This is a genomic window from Enterobacter sp. DNB-S2 (assembly GCF_019443845.1).
In the GTDB taxonomy this organism is placed as follows: Bacteria; Pseudomonadota; Gammaproteobacteria; order Enterobacterales; family Enterobacteriaceae; genus Enterobacter; species Enterobacter asburiae_B.
On the sequence record NZ_CP050520.1, the window covers coordinates 3131813 to 3150237 of the forward strand.

General features: G+C 54.0%; 20 protein-coding genes. 8 read left to right on the forward strand and 12 right to left on the reverse strand.

Annotation, left to right across the window (positions count from 1 at the left end):
- Window positions 1-6: 6 nt before the first annotated feature.
- The 10 genes from HB664_RS14890 to pspA form a co-directional block, all read right to left on the reverse strand.
- Entirely contained in the window at window positions 7-795 is a 789-nt protein-coding gene (locus HB664_RS14890) for a sugar phosphate isomerase/epimerase (RefSeq protein WP_143346903.1), read from the reverse strand.
- A 17-nt stretch (window positions 796-812) separates the two neighbouring features.
- Window positions 813-1865, reverse strand: coding sequence for a zinc-binding alcohol dehydrogenase (locus tag HB664_RS14895; RefSeq protein ID WP_094935714.1), 1053 nt, complete (start codon window positions 1863-1865; stop codon window positions 813-815).
- A 28-nt stretch (window positions 1866-1893) separates the two neighbouring features.
- Complete coding sequence (locus HB664_RS14900) at window positions 1894-2736, reverse strand: carbohydrate ABC transporter permease (protein WP_058841283.1); 843 nt, start codon at window positions 2734-2736, stop codon at window positions 1894-1896.
- Window positions 2723-3604 (reverse strand): carbohydrate ABC transporter permease, encoded by an 882-nt coding sequence (locus HB664_RS14905; protein ID WP_023312040.1) that lies wholly within the window; start codon window positions 3602-3604, stop codon window positions 2723-2725. The genes HB664_RS14900 and HB664_RS14905 overlap by 14 nt, the downstream gene beginning before the upstream one ends.
- 22 nt (window positions 3605-3626) lie before the next feature.
- Entirely contained in the window at window positions 3627-4919 is a 1293-nt protein-coding gene (locus tag HB664_RS14910) for an ABC transporter substrate-binding protein (protein ID WP_219939719.1), read from the reverse strand.
- Window positions 4920-4933: 14 nt separating this feature from the next.
- Window positions 4934-6631: a sugar phosphorylase gene (locus tag HB664_RS14915; protein ID WP_309137257.1), complete on the reverse strand. Its 1698-nt coding sequence runs from the start codon at window positions 6629-6631 to the stop codon at window positions 4934-4936.
- 197 nt (window positions 6632-6828) lie between these two features.
- Window positions 6829-7053, reverse strand: a complete 225-nt coding sequence (gene pspD / locus HB664_RS14920) for a phage shock protein PspD (RefSeq protein WP_023312043.1) — start codon at window positions 7051-7053, stop codon at window positions 6829-6831.
- A 12-nt stretch (window positions 7054-7065) separates the two neighbouring features.
- Entirely contained in the window at window positions 7066-7425 is a 360-nt protein-coding gene (gene pspC / locus HB664_RS14925) for an envelope stress response membrane protein PspC (protein ID WP_023312044.1), read from the reverse strand.
- Entirely contained in the window at window positions 7425-7649 is a 225-nt protein-coding gene (gene pspB / locus HB664_RS14930) for an envelope stress response membrane protein PspB (protein WP_023312045.1), read from the reverse strand. Before pspB ends, pspC begins: the two co-directional genes overlap by 1 nt.
- Window positions 7650-7698: 49 nt before the next feature.
- A complete protein-coding gene (gene pspA, locus HB664_RS14935; protein WP_029740507.1) occupies window positions 7699-8367 on the reverse strand; it encodes a phage shock protein PspA in 669 nt (222 codons plus the stop codon).
- Between the two features lie 166 nt (window positions 8368-8533).
- On the opposite strand from pspA, the gene pspF reads away from it, so the two are divergent.
- The 7 genes from pspF to HB664_RS14970 all read left to right on the forward strand — a co-directional run bounded on the left by pspF (window position 8534) and on the right by HB664_RS14970 (window position 15982).
- Window positions 8534-9511: a phage shock protein operon transcriptional activator gene (gene pspF / locus HB664_RS14940; RefSeq protein WP_033145730.1), complete on the forward strand. Its 978-nt coding sequence runs from the start codon at window positions 8534-8536 to the stop codon at window positions 9509-9511.
- 88 nt (window positions 9512-9599) lie between these two features.
- Complete coding sequence (gene sapA / locus HB664_RS14945) at window positions 9600-11240, forward strand: ABC transporter substrate-binding protein SapA (RefSeq protein ID WP_219939721.1); 1641 nt, start codon at window positions 9600-9602, stop codon at window positions 11238-11240.
- Window positions 11237-12202: a putrescine export ABC transporter permease SapB gene (sapB, locus tag HB664_RS14950; protein ID WP_023312049.1), complete on the forward strand. Its 966-nt coding sequence runs from the start codon at window positions 11237-11239 to the stop codon at window positions 12200-12202. The genes sapA and sapB overlap by 4 nt, the downstream gene beginning before the upstream one ends.
- Window positions 12189-13079 carry a putrescine export ABC transporter permease SapC gene (gene sapC, locus HB664_RS14955; RefSeq protein ID WP_032656751.1) on the forward strand — a complete coding sequence of 297 codons (891 nt, stop codon included), beginning with the start codon at window positions 12189-12191 and terminating at the stop codon, window positions 13077-13079. The genes sapB and sapC overlap by 14 nt, the downstream gene beginning before the upstream one ends.
- Window positions 13079-14071 (forward strand): putrescine export ABC transporter ATP-binding protein SapD, encoded by a 993-nt coding sequence (gene sapD, locus HB664_RS14960; protein WP_219939722.1) that lies wholly within the window; start codon window positions 13079-13081, stop codon window positions 14069-14071. The genes sapC and sapD overlap by 1 nt, the downstream gene beginning before the upstream one ends.
- A 1-nt stretch (window position 14072) precedes the next feature.
- Window positions 14073-14879: a putrescine export ABC transporter ATP-binding protein SapF gene (sapF, locus tag HB664_RS14965; protein ID WP_023312051.1), complete on the forward strand. Its 807-nt coding sequence runs from the start codon at window positions 14073-14075 to the stop codon at window positions 14877-14879.
- Between the two features lie 161 nt (window positions 14880-15040).
- Window positions 15041-15982, forward strand: a complete 942-nt coding sequence (locus tag HB664_RS14970) for an ATP-grasp fold amidoligase family protein (protein WP_033145733.1) — start codon at window positions 15041-15043, stop codon at window positions 15980-15982.
- On the opposite strand, the gene HB664_RS14975 is transcribed toward HB664_RS14970, so the two are convergent.
- Together HB664_RS14975 and HB664_RS14980 are read right to left on the reverse strand one after the other, a co-directional pair.
- Window positions 15963-17027, reverse strand: a complete 1065-nt coding sequence (locus HB664_RS14975) for an ATP-binding protein (RefSeq protein ID WP_219939723.1) — start codon at window positions 17025-17027, stop codon at window positions 15963-15965. The genes HB664_RS14970 and HB664_RS14975 overlap by 20 nt on opposite strands.
- Entirely contained in the window at window positions 17024-17728 is a 705-nt protein-coding gene (locus HB664_RS14980) for a response regulator (RefSeq protein ID WP_025756601.1), read from the reverse strand. The genes HB664_RS14975 and HB664_RS14980 overlap by 4 nt, the downstream gene beginning before the upstream one ends.
- 247 nt (window positions 17729-17975) lie before the next feature.
- Here HB664_RS14980 and HB664_RS14985 point away from each other — a divergent pair, with 247 nt between their 5' ends.
- The gene (locus HB664_RS14985; protein ID WP_126795657.1) at window positions 17976-18386 is read left to right on the forward strand and encodes a transporter; all 411 of its coding nucleotides are present in this window, start codon (window positions 17976-17978) and stop codon (window positions 18384-18386) included.
- Window positions 18387-18425: the final 39 nt, after the last annotated feature.

An 18425-nucleotide genomic window follows, 5' to 3' on the forward strand; every position in this document is an offset into this window, starting at 1 on the left:
TCATCCTTAGCATTTACGCAAGTAAGTGAGCGAATCCCGGTATGCCTGAGCCGGATCCTCGGCGCGAACACGGCACTCATACACCACGTAACCCCGGTAGTTATCCGCACGCAGCCGATCGAATAGGCTGGCAAAATCGAGGCTGCCGCTGCCCGGCTGGTAGCGGTGGTTATCTGCGATGTGCACATGGCCCAGCAGATCGCGGTGCTGATACAGCGCATCCGTCAGCGAGTCTTCTTCGATGTTCATATGATAGAAATCGCCGATGATCTGCACGTGCTTCAGGCCGTTCTCTTCGATATAGCGACGCGCATCAGCCAGGGTGTTGATCATATGATCCTGATAGCGGTTCAGCGGTTCCAGGTAGACGGTCGTTCCGGTGCGCGCCGCTACCTCATCCAGCCAGCGCAGGGAGGCGCTTACGGCTTTGCGGTCACCGTCCAGGCTGCGTGGAGAGGTCATTGGCGGCAGACGGAAGGTAAACATTCCCCAGGCAGCAGGCACGATAATGCCCTTGCCGCCCACTTCAGCCAGCGCTTCCAGGATACGTTCAATCTCCTGTAACCCGTTCAGACGACGTTCTTCGATGAAGTCGCCAATCCAGCCATCGTATCCGCCACAGGCCGTCGTCACCGGCAGACCGGTGGCCTTAATCGCCGCTTTTACCTCGGCGAGGTTTTCCACCAGCAGCTTGCCGTCAATTTCGTAGCCATCAAAACCCATCGCTTTGATGTACTGGAATTTCTCCATGATATTGACCGGGAAAAAGGCCTGATTTTGTGTTGCGATTTTCATGTTTTGCTTTCCTTAGCTTAAAAAGTGACGCCCATTTTGATGCTCAGTTCCGGGTGCTGATCGACATACTTCATGTAGCTTTCCGGGCTGGTGGTGAAGGTGACGACCGGGTCGATGAGATCTTCACAATTTAGATAGCCGTTCATCAGCAGTTCCCAGCAGGTCTCTTCAATACGTTTACGGTTCCAGCGCGGGTAATCCGGGTTGGGTTCGCTACAGGCGCGGGAGAAGACAATCTTCGCGTTATTGAAATGCGCTTCGCGGCCGAGGTTAAAGCCTTCCGCGAACGGTTTCGCGAAGGCTACGTAGGAGATAGTGCCGCCATAGGCGAGCCCGCGCAGCGCGGACTGCAGCGCATCTGCAAAGCCGCTGGTTTCGATGATCGCGTCCGCGCCCTGCTTCCCGGTCAGCTTTTTGATTTCCAGACCGACATCGGTGCCGATTGGGTTCAGACAGTGGTCTGCCCCATGACGGCGGGCAATCTCACAGCGGTGTTCGATAGGGTCGACGCCGATGACGATTGACGCACCGGCTTTTTTCGCCAGCTGGATCGCAATTTGCCCAATGGCTCCCAGACCGACCACGACAACAAAGTCGCCCACGCGGACGTTGGCATCACGCACGCCGCTCATGGCGAACTGCGCCGGATCGTAGCAAACGGCGTTTTTCCAGGAGGCGCCCTGCGGCATTTTGCGCAGCTTATAGTTATTTACCGCGTTAACGATCACCGTTTCCTGCAGCGGTGCGTAGCAGCAGACGCTGTCGCCGATCTGGTATTCCGTGACGTCAGCACCGCATTCGATAATCTCGCCAACAATCATATTGCCCAGCTGGAACTTACCGAATTCGATCCCGCGGGCCGCCCCCTCTTCACGCGGGGTAAACATCTGCCACTCCGCGTTGAACTCTTCGTCAATAAACGGACTGGCGGCGCGGAAATCCACCACTTCGGTACCGTGTTTCGGCGCGCCAAAGCGGGCGCGAATTTTCACTTCATGGACGGCAACCGGACGATCTTCATATTCCACCAGCGCCGCTACACGAGGCGCTGTCGCAACTAATTTTTTCATGACTGACTCCTTGTTAAAATTGGCCGCCTCAGCCCTTCACGCCACCGGCGGTCAAACCACTTTTAATAAAACGTTCAGACAGGGCGTACATGATGACAACCGGAAGCGCCGTCACCAGCGATGCCGCCATCATGCGACCCCAGATATAATCTGGCGTGCTAAAGAGCGTGTTCAGCCCAACCGGCAAGGTGAAATGGCTGGCGCTGGACAGGAAAATGGACGCAAACAGATAGTCGTTCCACGCCACCATGAAGCAGTAGACAAACACCGACACGAGCCCGGAAATCGCCAGCGGCACGGTGATGCGAAAGATGATTTGCAGGCGGTTAAGGCCGTCCATCATCGCGGCTTCTTCGATTTCGTCCGGGATGGTGTCGAAATAGCTGCGCAGCATGAACACCGCTGTCGGTAACGTTTGGGTCACCATGGTGATAATCAGCGCCAGCTCGGTGTCGTAGATCCCAAGGGCAGTGATGATTTTGAACAGCGGCACCACCAGCAATATCCCGGAGAACATGTAGACGGTGTAGAAACTCGCATTGATCGTCGTGCGGCCCTTAAAACGCAGTTTGGACAAGGCGTAAGCCCCCAGCGTGCCGAGAAATACGGCAATCACCGAGGAGGTCAGCGACACCATCATGCTGTTTTTGAAATAGTCCACGAACGGGAAAATCAGCGGGTTAAAGATGTCGACGTAATGCTGCAGCGTCCACGCCTGAGGCAAAATGGTCGGGTTAAGCGATATCGCCTCTTTCGCACTCTTAAACGACGTCATCAGCATCACGAAGAACGGGAACAGCGTGATGACCAGAAACACCGCCAGCCCGAGATAAAAACCAATACGGCTCAGTACGCGTTTATTTGTTGCCATTGAGGTTTACCCTTTTTCTGGTCAGCAGAATCACCGCGAAGATGATCACGAACAGCACGACAGAGATCGCCGCAGCCTTACCCAAATCGTTGAAAGCGAATGCGGTTTTGTAGAGGTAGACGCCCAAAATATCGACCTTGGTCGTCAACAGGTAGACATCCGCAAACATGTAGAACATCCAGATAGTGCGGAGCGTCACCACCGTTGCCAGCACCGGCATAATCGCGGGCAGCGTAACGATTCGAAAACGTTGCCAGGCATTCGCGCCGTCCATTTCCGCCGCTTCATACAGCGACTTATCAATGGTCTGCAAAATCGCGAGGAACGAAATGAACGCGTACGGGAAGTAGCGCCAGATGGCGAACAGCACCACCAGTACAAAGCTGCTGCCTGGATTGTCGAACCACAGCGGCGCCTGGTCATACAGATGCAGCAGGTCAACGCCCAGATAGTTCACAATGCCGTAGCCGTTGTTGAACATGTATTTCCATGCAAAAACCAGCGAAATGGACGGGGTGACGTAGGACAAAATCACCAGTGAACGTGCCGTTTTCCGCAGACGGAATTCACGGTTAAAGAAGATCGCCACCGCCAGCCCCAACCCCGTGCTGCCGATCACCACCAGCGCGGTGTACCAGAACGTCATCCACAGCGAGTGCCAGAATGCTGCATCACTGAGAATGCGAATGTAATTATCCAGCCCGACAAACACAGCGCTAATGCGCGGGTTAAGCGGCAGACGTAAGAAACTGATTTCAATATTGGAAATCATTGGCCAGGCCACCAGGCCCCCCAGCAAAATCAGGCTGGGGGCCAACAGCAGCATGGCGAAAGGCATATCTGAACGACCAGAAAACAACGTCTTCATAATTTCCTTCCGCAGAGCGCTCCTATCGTTGTGAAATCAGATCGGTCAGACGCTTCTGGCTGTTACTAAGCGTGTTGCTGAGATCTTTTTTCCCCACCGTGACGTTATGCACCATGGAACTGATGATGCCGGACCCGGTAACATCGCCCATGCGTGTGAAGTTTTTGTCCCCCACCGCGCCAAACACCTGCACATTCGGGAACTGCGCAATCAGTTCGTAAGGCAGTTGTCCAAACGCTTTGATCACATCGTTGTTTTTCCAGGTATCGGTACCCACCACCAGCTTGTTCACCGGCAGTGCCGCGCCGGGCGACATCATGACCCAGTCGGTTGCGTTTTGAGCCTGCTCCATCCAGGTCACAAACTTTTCAGCCGCCTGAGTCTCATCTTCGGTTTGACCGGTGGTGATCGTCAGCGACGTGACCATGCCGTAAACGGCAGAAGAGGTTTCTGTTGGGACGACGAAGCCCAGGTTGGCAGGGTTTCCGTCCTGGAATACCGCCGGAAGGATGTAGGTGGAGTAAACCGCTATCGGCGCAGAACCGTTCATGAAGGCATCTTTGATCTCCATGACGTCGTTTGAACCCGGCATGGTGGTCGCGGCCAGATCTTTATAAAACGCCAGGGCTTTTGCCATTTCAGGGGTATCGATGTCAACGTTCCCTTTGGCATCAAAAACGTTCGCGCCGCCGGAAAGCGCAAACTGGGAGAATGCCTGCTCCGTCATCACGCTTTCGGCGGTGGGCAGCGCAATGCCGTAATGTTTTTTGGTCGGGTCATTGAGCCTCTGGCTGGCTTTCAGCAGCTGTTCCCAGTTATGCGGCTCCTGGATACCTGCCGCAGCAAGCGCATCTTTGTGATACCAGACGCCGGATAGCCAGGCGCTGACTGGCACTCCCGTCCAGGCAGAACCGTCTTCCGTACGAACAACACGCAAAATGCCGTCATAGAAGGTGTCCTCGCCTACCGCTTTAATGGCTTCGCCGATAGCTTTGCGATCCAGGAGCTGTTCCTTGTCCATAACTTTCGCGTAGTCATGGCTGACCTCAATCACCTCTGGCAGCGCGCCAGTTCTGGCGAGCGTAATGACCTTGGTGTTGTAGGCATCCTCTTCTACCGGCACCTGTTTCACCGTGATGCCGGGGTTCTCTTTCTCGAACTTTTCGATAAGCTTCGTGATAACCGCCTGGCGCTCCTGCTCGACTGACGAGTGCATAAACTCAATGGTGACAGCAGACTTTTTGTCGTCCTTGCACCCTGATAACAAGGCGCACGAAACCAGTGCTGAAATCAGCACAATTCTGGGCATTTTCATTTTTAAGGTCCTTTTTAGTTTTCTTTAATCCACAACACCTGCCATGGATATAGGGTCAGCGTTTTATCTGTAATATCTTTCCCGGAAATCAACTCCGTTCCGGAATGAATATCGGATTCCACCGTTTGAATGCCATCACTGAAATTAAACAGCGCCGTTACTTTCTCACCACAATCCGCCACGCGAACGATTTTTAAAACATGTCTACCTAACGTACTGAAATAAGCTTCACTGTCAGGATGGAATGCTTTCTCCGCCCGACGCAGCGCGATTAACTGGCTTAACGAGCAATAGATCTGAGAACGCAGGCTATTTTTATCTTCAAGCAGGCTATCAATTTGCCCTGCCGTGTATTTCTCACGATTAATCGCACGGTTATATCCCAGGCGTTCAACACCTGCATAATCATTACGGGAACCGAGAATGCTCTGGATATAAACCGCAGGCACGCCGGGGAAGCTTAAAAGGACGGCATGCGCCAGAATAAACCGGGCAATCCGATCGCTATCAAGACCGTCACGCGTACTTAAAGCATCCAGATAGGTCACATTAATTTCATAAGGACTGCGTGTACCATCCGGGTTATTTTTCCAGTTAACCAACGCCCCTTCAGCCTGAAGTTTTTCCACAAGCGAGAGGATTTCCGACTCGGGTAAAATTCCGCGTAACGGATTCAGACCAATCCCGTCATGCGAGGCCAGGAAGTTAAACCAGGTGGTTTTCGTGGAAGGCAACGTCAGCGACGCTGCCCACTGGCTCAGCGTCCGGACGTCCTGAGAATGCACCGCATGCAGCACCAGCGGGGGCAAAGAGAACTGATAAACCATCTGCGCTTCATTTTCGCCGTCACCGAAGTAAGCAACGTTATCTTTATGCGGAACGTTCGTCTCGGTAATAATCACCGTTCCAGGGGCGACAGCCTCGGTAATCGCGCGGAAAAGCTGGATGAGCTGGTGAGTTTGCTCAAGGTGGATGCAGTTTGTTCCGGGTATTTTCCACATGAATCCCACCGCATCCAGACGAATGTATCGCGCCCCTTCAATCAGGTAATGCAGCAGCACGTCAACCATCGCGATCAGCACCTGCGGAGAGGCGAAATTGAGATCGACCTGGTCCTCGCTGAAGGTGGTCCACAGGTGTCGCACGCTGCCGTCATGCAGCGTGAAAGGCGTAAGAAGCGGTAAGGCACGCGGACGCGTCACCGCGGATAAGTCTGTTTCAGGATCGACAGAAATAAAGAAATCTTCATATCCTGGCATTTGCTTCAGGTAATTAGCGAACCATTTGCTTTTGGCTGACATATGGTTGCATACGAAATCGAACATTAAACTGGCTGACTGTTTTAATTCGGCAACGTCTCGCCACGTTCCGGTTTCCGGTGCAACTTCGTGATAATCGATAACCGAAAACCCGTCGTCCGAAGACCATGGATAAAAAGGCAAGAGATGAACATGAGAAAAAGAACGAGAAAGCCACCTGTTATAAAAACGTGTAAACACCGGTAGCGCCTTCTCCCCTTTCGCTGAAAACTGATCGGCATAGGTAATCAGGACAACGTCTTTTTCATCCCAACCCGTTTTACGTTTTTCCGTAATAACAGAAGCGGCATTTCCAATATTTTCCAGCAGCACATTAAGATGGGCGTCAGAAAACGTTTCCCCGTAAACAAGATTAATGAGTTCTTTAATTTTTGTATTCATTTCATTTTCCATGGTAGCGGTCCCACGGAGTGGCAATCTACTCCCATGAAAAATATCTGTCAACGGACCAGAAAGGAGAAAAAGGTGATTGCAAAGCAGCTCAGCGCAATATTGTGAGCTGCCGCAAAGAAAGAACCGGGAAAAGAGGAAATGCGGTTAACCGTCGCCAGTCCCTCCCCCGTCAGGGAAAGGGCTAACGCCAGCAGGAATTATTGGGATAAGTAACGGCGAGAAAGCCGTTTTGCCACCTTTTGCAGCAGTGGTTCGAGCGCCACGGCCAGCACCATTCTGACCGGTTTGCGGGCAACGGATTTGATCGCCCAACCCGCCACACCTGCCGGGCCGAACCGTAACGCGGTCAGCAGGACCAGTTTACCTGCGATTTTCAGGCCGGGTTTTACCTTCTGACCGGCCTGTTGCCAGTGTTGTTTCATCTCATCTCTCTCTTAAAGCTGACGAAAGCGACTTCTCAGCGTAAAGGTATCCGACGTGACATAGCGTTCCATTTCCCGTAGCCGCTTCTCACCGGCGGCGAGTTGCTCATCAACGGCATTGAGAAGATCGCTGCTGGTCGGGGCTCCCTCCGCAGCCAGTTCTCCTTCGGGCATCGGGTCAAGAACAAACGACAGGACGATATATGCCACCAGGGTAATAAACGCCAGGCCAAAGAAGATCGATAGCACCGCGACCACGCGGACCAGCTTGACCGGGACATCAAGATAGTGAGCCAGCCCGGCACAAACGCCGCGCACCATGCCCTGCTGTGGAATACGCCACAGCTTTTTGTTCAGATTCAGTCCAGACATTAACGGTCCCTCCAGTTTGGATGCTCAGCATCCAGGATGGCTTCCAGCGCCTGAATGCGTTCGCGCATTTTGTTCGCCTCGTCGGAGAGCTGTACCAGACGCTGTTGTTCACTCTGGGAGAGTTCGCCCCGAGAAGAACGGTTGCTGTAGTGCAGCCATAGCCAAATCGGCAAAACGAACAGCACGAAAATTGTCAGGGGAATGGCCAGAAAAAGCGCGCTCATGTGTACTCCTTGTCTTATGATGCGGCACGCTCAGGTGCCGCAGGAATTATTATTGGTTGTCTTGCTTCATTTTGGCTTTCAGTGCCGCCAGCTGCTCGCTGATTTCATCATCAGCCTTCAGATCGGCGAACTGTTGATCCAGCGACTTCTGCTTGCCGATGCCGTGGCTTTCGGCTTCCGCTTCCATGTGGTCGATACGACGTTCAAACGATTCAAAACGCGCCATCGCTTCATCGAGCTTACCGCTGTCCAGCTGACGACGCACGTCGCGGGAGGAGCTTGCCGCCTGGTGACGCAGGGTCAGCGCCTGCTGACGCGCGCGGGTTTCGCTCAGTTTGTTTTCAAGCTCACCAATCTCTTTCTTCATACGGGTGAGCGTGTCGTCCACCAGCGTCACTTCATGCTCGAGCGTCGCGACCATATCAGCCAGCTTCTGTTTTTCGATCAGCGCCGCACGGGCCAGATCCTCTTTGTCTTTACGCAGCGCCAGCTCCGCTTTTTCCTGCCATTCGTTCAGCTGAGCGGTTGCCTGTTCAATACGACGCGTAAGCTGTTTTTTCTCCGCCAGCGCGCGGGCGGAGGTTGAACGCACTTCAACCAGCGTGTCTTCCATCTCCTGAATCATCAGACGTACCAGCTTCTGCGGATCTTCCGCTTTCTCAAGCAGTGAGTTGATGTTGGCGTTCACGATGTCGGCAAAACGAGAAAAAATACCCATAATCAAATCCTCATAGTTCTGTTATCGGGCTATGCCCTGCTGTACGGATAATACAAACATCATGCCAGGTTTTTATCTTGTTGATTTTACAGAGTCTGATTGATTTTTGCGCAGCAACAGACTATTCTTCCCTGGTGAATATCGCTAAGGAGTGGTTAATTTCATCATGCCCGGATACAAAGACAATTTACTCGGCGAAGCAAACAGCTTTCTCGAAGTGCTGGAACAGGTCTCTCGCCTGGCGCCGCTCAATAAACCGGTGCTGATCGTCGGTGAACGCGGAACGGGGAAAGAGCTGATAGCCAACCGTCTGCATTACCTCTCCGGGCGCTGGGATGGCCCCTTCATTTCCCTTAACTGCGCGGCGCTGAATGAAAACCTGCTCGACACCGAGCTCTTCGGCCATGAAGCGGGGGCGTTTACCGGTGCCCAGAAACGCCATCCCGGACGCTTTGAGCGCGCCGACGGCGGGACGCTGTTTCTGGATGAGCTGGCCACCGCGCCCATGCTGGTGCAGGAAAAACTGCTGCGCGTGATTGAGTACGGCGAGCTGGAGCGCGTCGGCGGCAGCCAGCCGCTGCAGGTTAACGTACGCCTGGTGTGCGCCACGAACGCCAACCTGCCGGAGATGGTGGCGGAGGAGAAATTCCGTGCCGACCTGCTTGACCGCCTGGCCTTTGACGTCGTTCAGCTTCCACCCCTGCGCGAGCGCAGAAGCGACATCATGCTGCTGGCTGACCAGTTTGCGATTCAGATGTGCCGCGAGCTCGGACTGCCGCTGTTCCCCGGCTTCAGCGATTATGCGCAGGAGACGCTGCTGGCTTACCACTGGCCGGGAAATATCCGCGAACTGAAAAACGTCGTGGAGCGCTCCGTCTATCGCCACGGCAGCAGCGAGACGGAGCTGGACAATATCATTATCGATCCTTTTCAGCGCAGCGCAGCGCCACTGTCCGCACCAGCGCCTTCAGGCGATCTCCCTACTCTCCCCCTTGATTTACGCCAGTTCCAGAACGATCAGGAGAAACAGCTGCTGGAGCAAAGCCTGAAGTCGGCAAAATATAACCAGAAACGGGCGGCTGAACTGCTGGGTCTGACCTACCATCAATTGAGGGCATTGCTCAAAAAGCATCAAATGCGCTGACAATATCAGCACTTACCTGCAGACATTTTTACGAAGCAGGCGTAAGTGCGATACACTTTGCAGATCGAACCTAAAAACCTTAAAAATTATGCGTCTGGTTTTATCGTCCTTTTTAGCACTCGGTCTGTTTAGCAGCCTGGCCTTTGCCGCGCCCGGGCAAACTCCCCAGCCTGACATTCGTGACAGCGGCTTTGTCTATTGCGTAAGCGGCCAGGTGGATACCTTCAACCCGCAAAAAGCGGGCAGCGGCCTGATCGTGGATACCCTGGCCGCGCAGCTTTACGACCGTCTGCTTGATGTTGACCCATACACCTACCGTCTGGTGCCTGAGCTGGCGGAAAGCTGGGAAGTGCTGGATAACGGCGCAACCTACCGTTTTCACCTGCGCGATGACGTCGCGTTTCAGCGCACGCCGTGGTTTACCCCCACGCGCAGGCTGAACGCAGATGACGTGGTCTTTACCTTCCAGCGCATCTTTAACCGCAACCACCCGTGGCATAACGTTAACGGGGATAATTTCCCCTATTTCGACAGCCTGCAGTTTGCCGACACCGTCAAGAGCGTGCGCAAGCTGGACAACCGGACGGTTGAATTTACGCTGACGCGCCCGGATGCCTCCTTCCTCTGGCACCTGGCGACCCACTATGCGTCAGTCATGTCCGCTGAATACGCGGCGAACCTGACGAAAAAAGATCGTCAGGAGTTGCTCGATCGTCAGCCGGTCGGCACCGGTCCGTTCCAGCTCGCTGAATACCGCGCCGGACAATATATTCGTCTGCAGCGTCATGAGCATTTCTGGCGCGGCCCCCCGCTGATGCCGCAGGTGGTGGTCGATCTCGGTTCAGGTGGAACGGGACGTCTGTCAAAACTGCTCACTGGGGAGTGCGACGTGCTCGCCTGGCCCGCGGCCAGCCAGCTCACCATTTTGCGTGACGATCCGCGCCTGCGCCTGACGTTACGCCCCGGCATGAATATCGCTTATCTGGCCTTTAACACGGATAAGCCGCCGTTGAATAACCCTGCCGTACGTCACGCTCTGGCGCTGGCGATTAACAACCAGCGTTTGATGCAGTCGATCTACTACGGCACGGCGGAAACCGCCGCCTCAATTTTACCGCGCGCCTCGTGGGCCTATGACGGTGAAGCTAAAATTACGGAATACAATCCGGCAAAAGCGCGTGAACAGCTGAAGGCGCTGGGGGCGGAAAACCTCACGCTGCAGCTTTGGGTGCCAACCAGCTCCCAGGCGTGGAACCCGAGCCCGCTCAAGACCGCCGAACTGCTGCAGGCAGATATGGCGCAGGTGGGCGTCAAAGTGATCATCGTACCGGTTGAGGGCCGTTTCCAGGAGGCGCGCCTGATGGACATGAATCATGATTTAACCCTGACCGGCTGGGCGACCGACAGTAACGATCCGGACAGTTTCTTCCGGCCGCTCCTGAGCTGTGCGGCGATAAATTCGCAGACCAACTACGCCCACTGGTGTAACCGGGAGTTTGACGCCGTGCTGCAAAAAGCGCTGGCTTCCCAGCAGCTGGCCTCACGCATCGACGCCTATGATGAAGCGCAGAAGATCCTTGCCCAGGAACTGCCGGTGCTGCCGCTGGCCTCTTCCCTGCGTCTTCAGGCCTATCGTTACGATATTAAAGGCCTGGTGCTGAGTCCGTTCGGCAACGCCTCGTTCGCCGGCGTGTCGCGTGAAAAAGAACAAGAGGTGAAAAAACCATGATTATTTTTACCTTACGTCGGCTCCTTTTGCTGCTGGTGACGCTCTTTTTCCTGAACTTTGTCGGCTTCAGCCTGAGCTATTTCACGCCCCACGCCCCGCTCCAGGGGTCGTCGCTGTGGGATGCCTGGCTGTTCTGGTTTAACGGGCTGCTGCACTGGGATTTCGGCGTGTCCAGCATTAACGGGCAGCTGATTTCTCAGCAGCTGAAAGAGGTTTTCCCGGCCACGATGGAGCTGTGTATTCTGGCCTTCGGCTTTGCCCTGATGGTCGGGATCCCCGTGGGCATGCTGGCCGGGATCTATCGCAATAAATGGCAGGATAAGTTTATCAGCGCCCTCGCCCTGTTCGGCTTCTCCATCCCGGTATTCTGGCTGGCGCTGCTGCTGACGCTGTTCTTCTCGCTGACGATGGGCTGGCTGCCGGTTTCAGGTCGTTTTGACCTGCTCTATACGGTTAAAACGGTGACGGGTTTTGCCATCATTGATGCGTGGCTGTCCGATTCGGTGTGGCGCCATGAGATGATCGTCAGCGCCGTGCGCCATATGGTATTGCCGGTACTGACGCTGGCGGTTGCGCCAACAACCGAAGTGATCCGCCTGATGCGCCTGAGCACTATCGAGGTGTTTGACCAGAACTACGTCAAAGCCGCGGCCACGCGCGGGTTGTCCCGCCTGACCATACTGCGCCGCAACGTCCTGCACAACGCGCTGCCGCCGGTTATTCCGCGTCTGGGATTACAGTTTTCCACCATGCTGACGCTGGCGATGATTACCGAGATGGTCTTTAGCTGGCCAGGCCTGGGGCGATGGCTGATTAACGCCATCCGCCAGCAGGACTACGCCGCTATTTCTGCGGGCGTGATGGTGATTGGTTCGCTGGTGATTATTGTTAACGTGTTGTCCGATATTCTGGGTGCCATGGCTAACCCATTGAAGCATAAGGAATGGTATGCCTTACGATAGCGTATACAGTGAAAAGCGCACGCCCGGCGTGCTGCGTACCGTGTGGCGTAAATTCTATGGTGACACCACGGCGATGATCGGCCTTTACGGCTGCGCCGGACTGGTGTTGCTTTGCGTCTTTGGCTCGTGGTTTGCGCCGTACGGCATCGACCAGCAGTTCCTTGGCTATCAGCTGCTGCCGCCGTCCTGGTCGCGCTACGGTGAAGTCTCTTTCTTCCTGGGAACGGACGACCTCGGACGTGACGTGTTGAGCCGCCTGTTGAGCGGTGCAGCCCCGACGGTGGGCGGCGCATTTGTGGTGACGCTCGCGGCTACGATCTGCGGGCTGGCGCTCGGTATTTTTGCGGGATCCACCCATGGCCTGCGTTCGGCGGTCCTTAACCACATTCTGGATACGCTGCTGTCGATTCCGTCCCTGCTGCTGGCAATCATTGTTGTTGCCTTTGCCGGTCCGCACCTGTCGCACGCCATGTTCGCCGTCTGGCTGGCTATCCTGCCCCGCATCGTGCGCTCGGTTTACAGCATGGTGCATGATGAGCTGGAAAAAGAGTACGTCGTCGCCGCGCGTCTGGACGGCGCGACGACCTTCAACATTCTGTGGTTTGCCGTGCTGCCCAACATCGCCGCCGGGCTGGTCACTGAGATCACCCGCGCCCTGTCGATGGCGATCCTGGACATCGCGGCGCTCGGCTTTCTCGACCTCGGTGCACAGCTGCCGTCGCCCGAATGGGGTGCGATGCTCGGCGACGCGCTGGAGTTGATCTACGTGGCACCGTGGACGGTCATGCTGCCGGGTGCGGCCATTATGGTGAGCGTGCTGCTTATCAACCTGCTGGGCGACGGTATTCGCCGTGCAATTAACGCGGGGGTGCAATAATGCCGCTTCTTGATATTCGCAACCTCACTATCGAATTCAAAACCGGTGAAGGCTGGGTTAAAGCCGTCGATCGCATCAGCATCACCCTTGCGGAGGGTGAAATTCGCGGGCTGGTGGGGGAATCCGGCTCGGGAAAAAGCCTGATTGCCAAGGCTATCTGCGGCGTGGCGAAAGACAACTGGCGCGTGACGGCAGACCGTATGCGTTTTGACGATATCGATCTGCTGCGTCTCTCCCCCCGCGAGCGGAGAAAGCTTGTCGGGCATAACGTCTCGATGATTTTCCAGGAGCCGCAGTCCTGTCTCGACCCGTCCGAACGCGTGGGTAAACAGCTCATGCAGAACATTCCCGGCTGGACCTATAAAGGCCGCTGGTGGCAACGCGTTGGCTGGCGCAAGCGCCGCGCCATCGAGCTTTTACACCGCGTTGGGATTAAAGATCACAAAGATGCGATGCGCAGCTTCCCCTATGAGCTGACCGACGGCGAATGTCAGAAAGTGATGATTGCCATCGCGCTGGCAAATCAGCCGCGTTTGCTGATTGCGGATGAGCCCACCAACGCGATGGAACCCACCACGCAGGCGCAAATTTTTCGCCTGCTGTCGCGTCTCAACCAGAATAACAACACCACCATTTTGCTGATCAGCCATGACCTGCAAATGCTCAGCAAATGGGCGGATAAAATTGACGTCATGTACTGCGGGCAAACGGTCGAAACCGCGCCGAGTGAAGATCTGATCGGCGCGCCGCATCATCCCTATACGCAGGCGCTTATCCGCGCCATTCCGGATTTTGGCAGCGCGATGCCGCATAAGAGCCGCCTGAATACCCTGCCGGGGGCGATTCCGCTGCTGGAATCCCTGCCGATAGGCTGTCGTCTGGGGCCAAGGTGCCCCTATGCTCAGCGTAAATGTATCGAGACGCCACGCCTGGCCGGGGCCAAGAATCATCTGTACGCCTGTCATTTCCCGCTGAACATGGAGAGAGAGTGAAATGGTCGAAACCTTACTGGAAGTTCGCAACCTGAGTAAGACCTTTCGCTACCGCACGGGGCTGTTTCATCGTCAAACTGTCGACGCGGTGAAGCCGCTGAGCTTTACGCTGCGTGAAAAACAGACCCTGGCGATCATCGGCGAGAACGGTTCCGGGAAATCCACCCTGGCGAAAATGCTCGCCGGCATGGTTGAACCGACTGCAGGCGAAGTGTTGATTGACGATCATCCTCTGACGTTCGGCGATTACTCTTTCCGCAGCCAGCGCATCCGCATGATTTTCCAGGATCCCTCGACCTCGCTTAACCCGCGCCAGCGCATCTCTCAGATCCTCGATTTTCCGCTGCGTCTGAACACCGACCTGGAGCCAGAGGCGCGCCGTAAGCGCGTATTTGAAACCCTGCGTATGGTTGGGCTGTTGCCGGATCACGAAAGCTACTACCCGCATATGCTGGCCCCCGGCCAGAAACAGCGCCTGGGCCTGGCGCGTGCGTTGATTTTGCGGCCAAAAGTGATCATTGCGGATGAAGCGCTTGCCTCGCTGGATATGTCGATGCGCTCGCAGCTGATTAACCTGATGCTGGAATTGCAGGAAAAACAGGGGATCTCGTATATCTACGTCACCCAGCATCTGGGAATGATGAAGCACATCAGCGATCAGGTGATGGTCATGCACCAGGGCGAAGTTGTCGAGCGCGGCAGCACGGCGGATGTGATGGCCTCCCCGCTTCATGAGCTGACAAAACGACTGATTGCCGGTCATTTTGGTGAAGCATTGACCGCCGATGCGTGGAGAAAAGACCGCTAAGCGCGACGCTCAACACAAATTGCCCCACTAAATTAAGGATTAAATAGCCTGCGTGCGCTACTTAATCCTTTAATTTTTCGTCTCCATCCCTGCTCCATATTTTAAGCAATATCAATCAACAGTTCTTCTCCAGAATATCCGGACATTACGGAGGAGAAGAAATGAACACCGCCACTTACATTTTAAAATACACAGAGTATCTCATCAGAAAATGCCGCTCATTTTTAATGACGGACCTGCATTTTCATACCGTGAGGCTTAAGAGAACAACCGGGGAAACCCCTGACATTAACTCGCCCACGACGTTGAGTGAAAAAATATGTCATCGACTGGTCTATGACCATAATAACTTCTACACGATGCTTGCCGATAAACTCGCCGTTCGGGCATACGTTTCCTCCAGAACAACGCGCGTGAAAACGGTGCCATTAATCGGCGTTTATACCAGGCCGTCGCAGATTGATTTTTCAGTTCTTCCTGACAAATTCGTCCTTAAGTGCAACCATGACAGCGGCAGCACAATAATATGTACAAACAAAGCGCAATTTAATGAAAAAGAAGCGTGTAAAAAGCTGAGCCTCGCGTTAAAGAAAAATCTTTACTACACCACGCGCGAATGGCAGTACAAAAACATTACGCCGAGTATACTTTGCGAGCCGTTTGTCGATCTCTTCGACGATGCTGACAGGAACACAACGCCCGAAATGCTGAGGATCCATTGTTTTCACGGCGTTGCCCACTATGTAGAAGCGGATTTTACGGATGATAACGGCAAAGGGTTTATCAACGTTTATGACAGGTACTGGAACTTACAACCCTTCCGGATGGAATATCCAAATACTTCAGCAGAACCAGGCGAACCGCTCTTATTCCGCCAGGCTTTGTTGGCCTCCCAGGAGCTGGCGGATGGAATTGACTACTGCCGCGTTGACCTTATGCTAAAAAAAGATGAAATCTATTTCAGCGAAATAACCTTAAGCCCGAGACGCGGTAAGCTGACGATTACCCCGCAGGAGTGGGATGCTAAGTTAGGAAAAATATGGCATTTATCGCCGGCAGGCACATTTGACCTGCCGCTGAAGCTCACGAGTCGGGCCAGGTGAGTTTAAATATCGAGTGGTTTTGCGTCGATAAGGTATAGGTAACATCGCCACCATGAGCCAGCATGATGGCTTTTACCACCGACAAGCCCAAACCACAGCCTTCCGGGTTCACATGTCTGGCGCCATTATCGCGCTGAAAGGGCTGAAACAGGAAATCATGAAACTCTCTGGGGATGCCCGGTCCCCCGTCCTGAATAAGGATAAAATTGCCTTTATCAGAAACGCCATTTTTCACGATGAGCGTGCGCGAGGTTGAATAGTGTAAGGCATTATCAAATAAAACGGTCAAACACTGATTGATGCGCAATGGATCGAATACGCACTGCTGCTCCCTCAGGTCTGTATTGACGGTAAAAGCATTACGGCTGAACTCGGGCATGAACGTATCGAGTGCGTTCTGTATTGTCCCTTTTAGATCCGTTCTTGACTGGCATAACGTGTATCCCGCCCCGCCATCCGAACTGATAACCCGGAGATCTTCAATCAGGCGGGTTAACCCTTCCGTCTGTTTGAGAAGATTATTAAACAGCACCGGATCCGGGGTAAAAACGCCGTCAACCAACCCCTGAAGCCGTCCGCGTAAGATCGTGACAGGGGTTCTCAGCTCATGCGCAATAGCGGCATTCCAGGATTTCCTCTGAATATCCAGCGTCTGTAGTTTTTCCGCCATTTCATTGAAATCCGTCACCAGGTGATTGATCTCACCCAGCCGGGAACTGGCGCAGAATGCCCGGGCGTCCAGATCGCCCTGAGAAATCTTTTTCAGGCTGGACGCTACCGCGTTTAGCGGGGTGAGGATCCGCGATGACAGTTTGACCGTGAAAAAGAGGGCAATAATCATACTGATCGTAGTCGCGGTCCCAATCCATACCCAGTCCCACATCGTCATCTGCTCGTCATCGCCCGCAGCAGGGCCGCCCGGGAGGTGATCCAGAATAAAGGAGTAAAAAAACCAGGAGCCGAGTATGGCGATGGCAATGATCGTAAACGTCAGCAACAGCATATACGTTAAGATCTGACGGCTCAGAACAGACTCTTTGTTCATTTCTTTTCCCCAAGCCGGTAGCCCATGCCTCTGATGCTCTCGGGAACACCATAGAGGCCGGCAAGCTCCAGTTTTTTACGCAACTTGCTCATATGGCTGTCGACCGTTCTGTCGAGCGTATCCCCTTCCGGCAGACACGCGTTGAGCAGCTCTTCGCGGGAGCAGACCTTTCGCGGATATCTCACCAGGTATGTGAGCAATTTAAATTCGGTCGTCGTTAATACCGGGGAGACAACCTCTGCGCCCACGGTGACTTCCACGTAGAAGTCATCCGGATAGACCGTAATAAATGGCGTTCTGAGCGGCTGGGAACCCGCCTGCTGAAGCGCGGGTTTTGTCCTGCGCAGCACCGCCTCAACCCGGGCGACAACTTCAGAAGGGTTGAAGGGTTTGATCACGTAATCATCCGCGCCCAGCCTCAGCCCCATGAGCTTATCGACATCCTGATCGAGAGCGGAAACCATGATGACGGGGACAGCGCTTTCCTGACGAAGCGTGGTAAGTACGCTCCAGCCGTCACATACGGGCAGGTGAATGTCCAGCAATATGAGATCCGGTTTATGGAGGCGATTGAGCGCTATGGCCTGTTCGCCCTGCCTGGCTCGGAGCGTTTTCATTCCCGAACGCTCCAGGTAGCTCATCAGTATATCGGCGATTTCGTCTTCATCTTCAACAACAAGGATCAGCGTATTTTTGTGCATTTTATCTCCGCGGGTGAAATCCCTTTGAGCTCGCTATCAGATATCTTTAGCACAATAAGACACAGCCTACGGGAAAAAGTGCCGTAGCTAAGAAAATTTCCCGGCTGATTTACCTGCCCGGTTATTTCTCCATACAGCCTACACATTCCGTCAATAATGACTCGACAATGCCCGTTCAAAATCGCTATTGAGACAAAACTCTTTTTACATTTAGCGTTGCACATTATCCCTGTTACTTAAAGACTTTATGAAGTTGGCTGAAATAATGAACATGGAACTTTCTAAATATTTCTCCCCTAAAAAGCTGGGCATATATTCCCTGTTCCTGCTGCTGTCCTGGGGATTACTTTATACCTGGCTGATGCTGGTACACAAAATGGATGAAAAAGTCGCCTCTACGCTGCTCTCTTCACCCATTATCTATGGCTGCATCGCATTATCGGTTGTCTCTCTGATAATCCAGAATAAAGCCGGCGCGTTGACTGAGCTACTCGTCGTCGCCTTCTGGCTGTTGGTGATTTTTGTTTATCTCATTATTACGTTCACCGTGCTGTTAAACGCGATGCCCGATATCGAGGATCTGGTCTTTTACTACGAGTGTTATTTGATCATTTTTTTTGGTGGAGCCCCGCTGTACCTTATTATGAGAATGATTTGAGCCGTTGCTCCACATAGCCTCCACAAACCGCCCATTTCC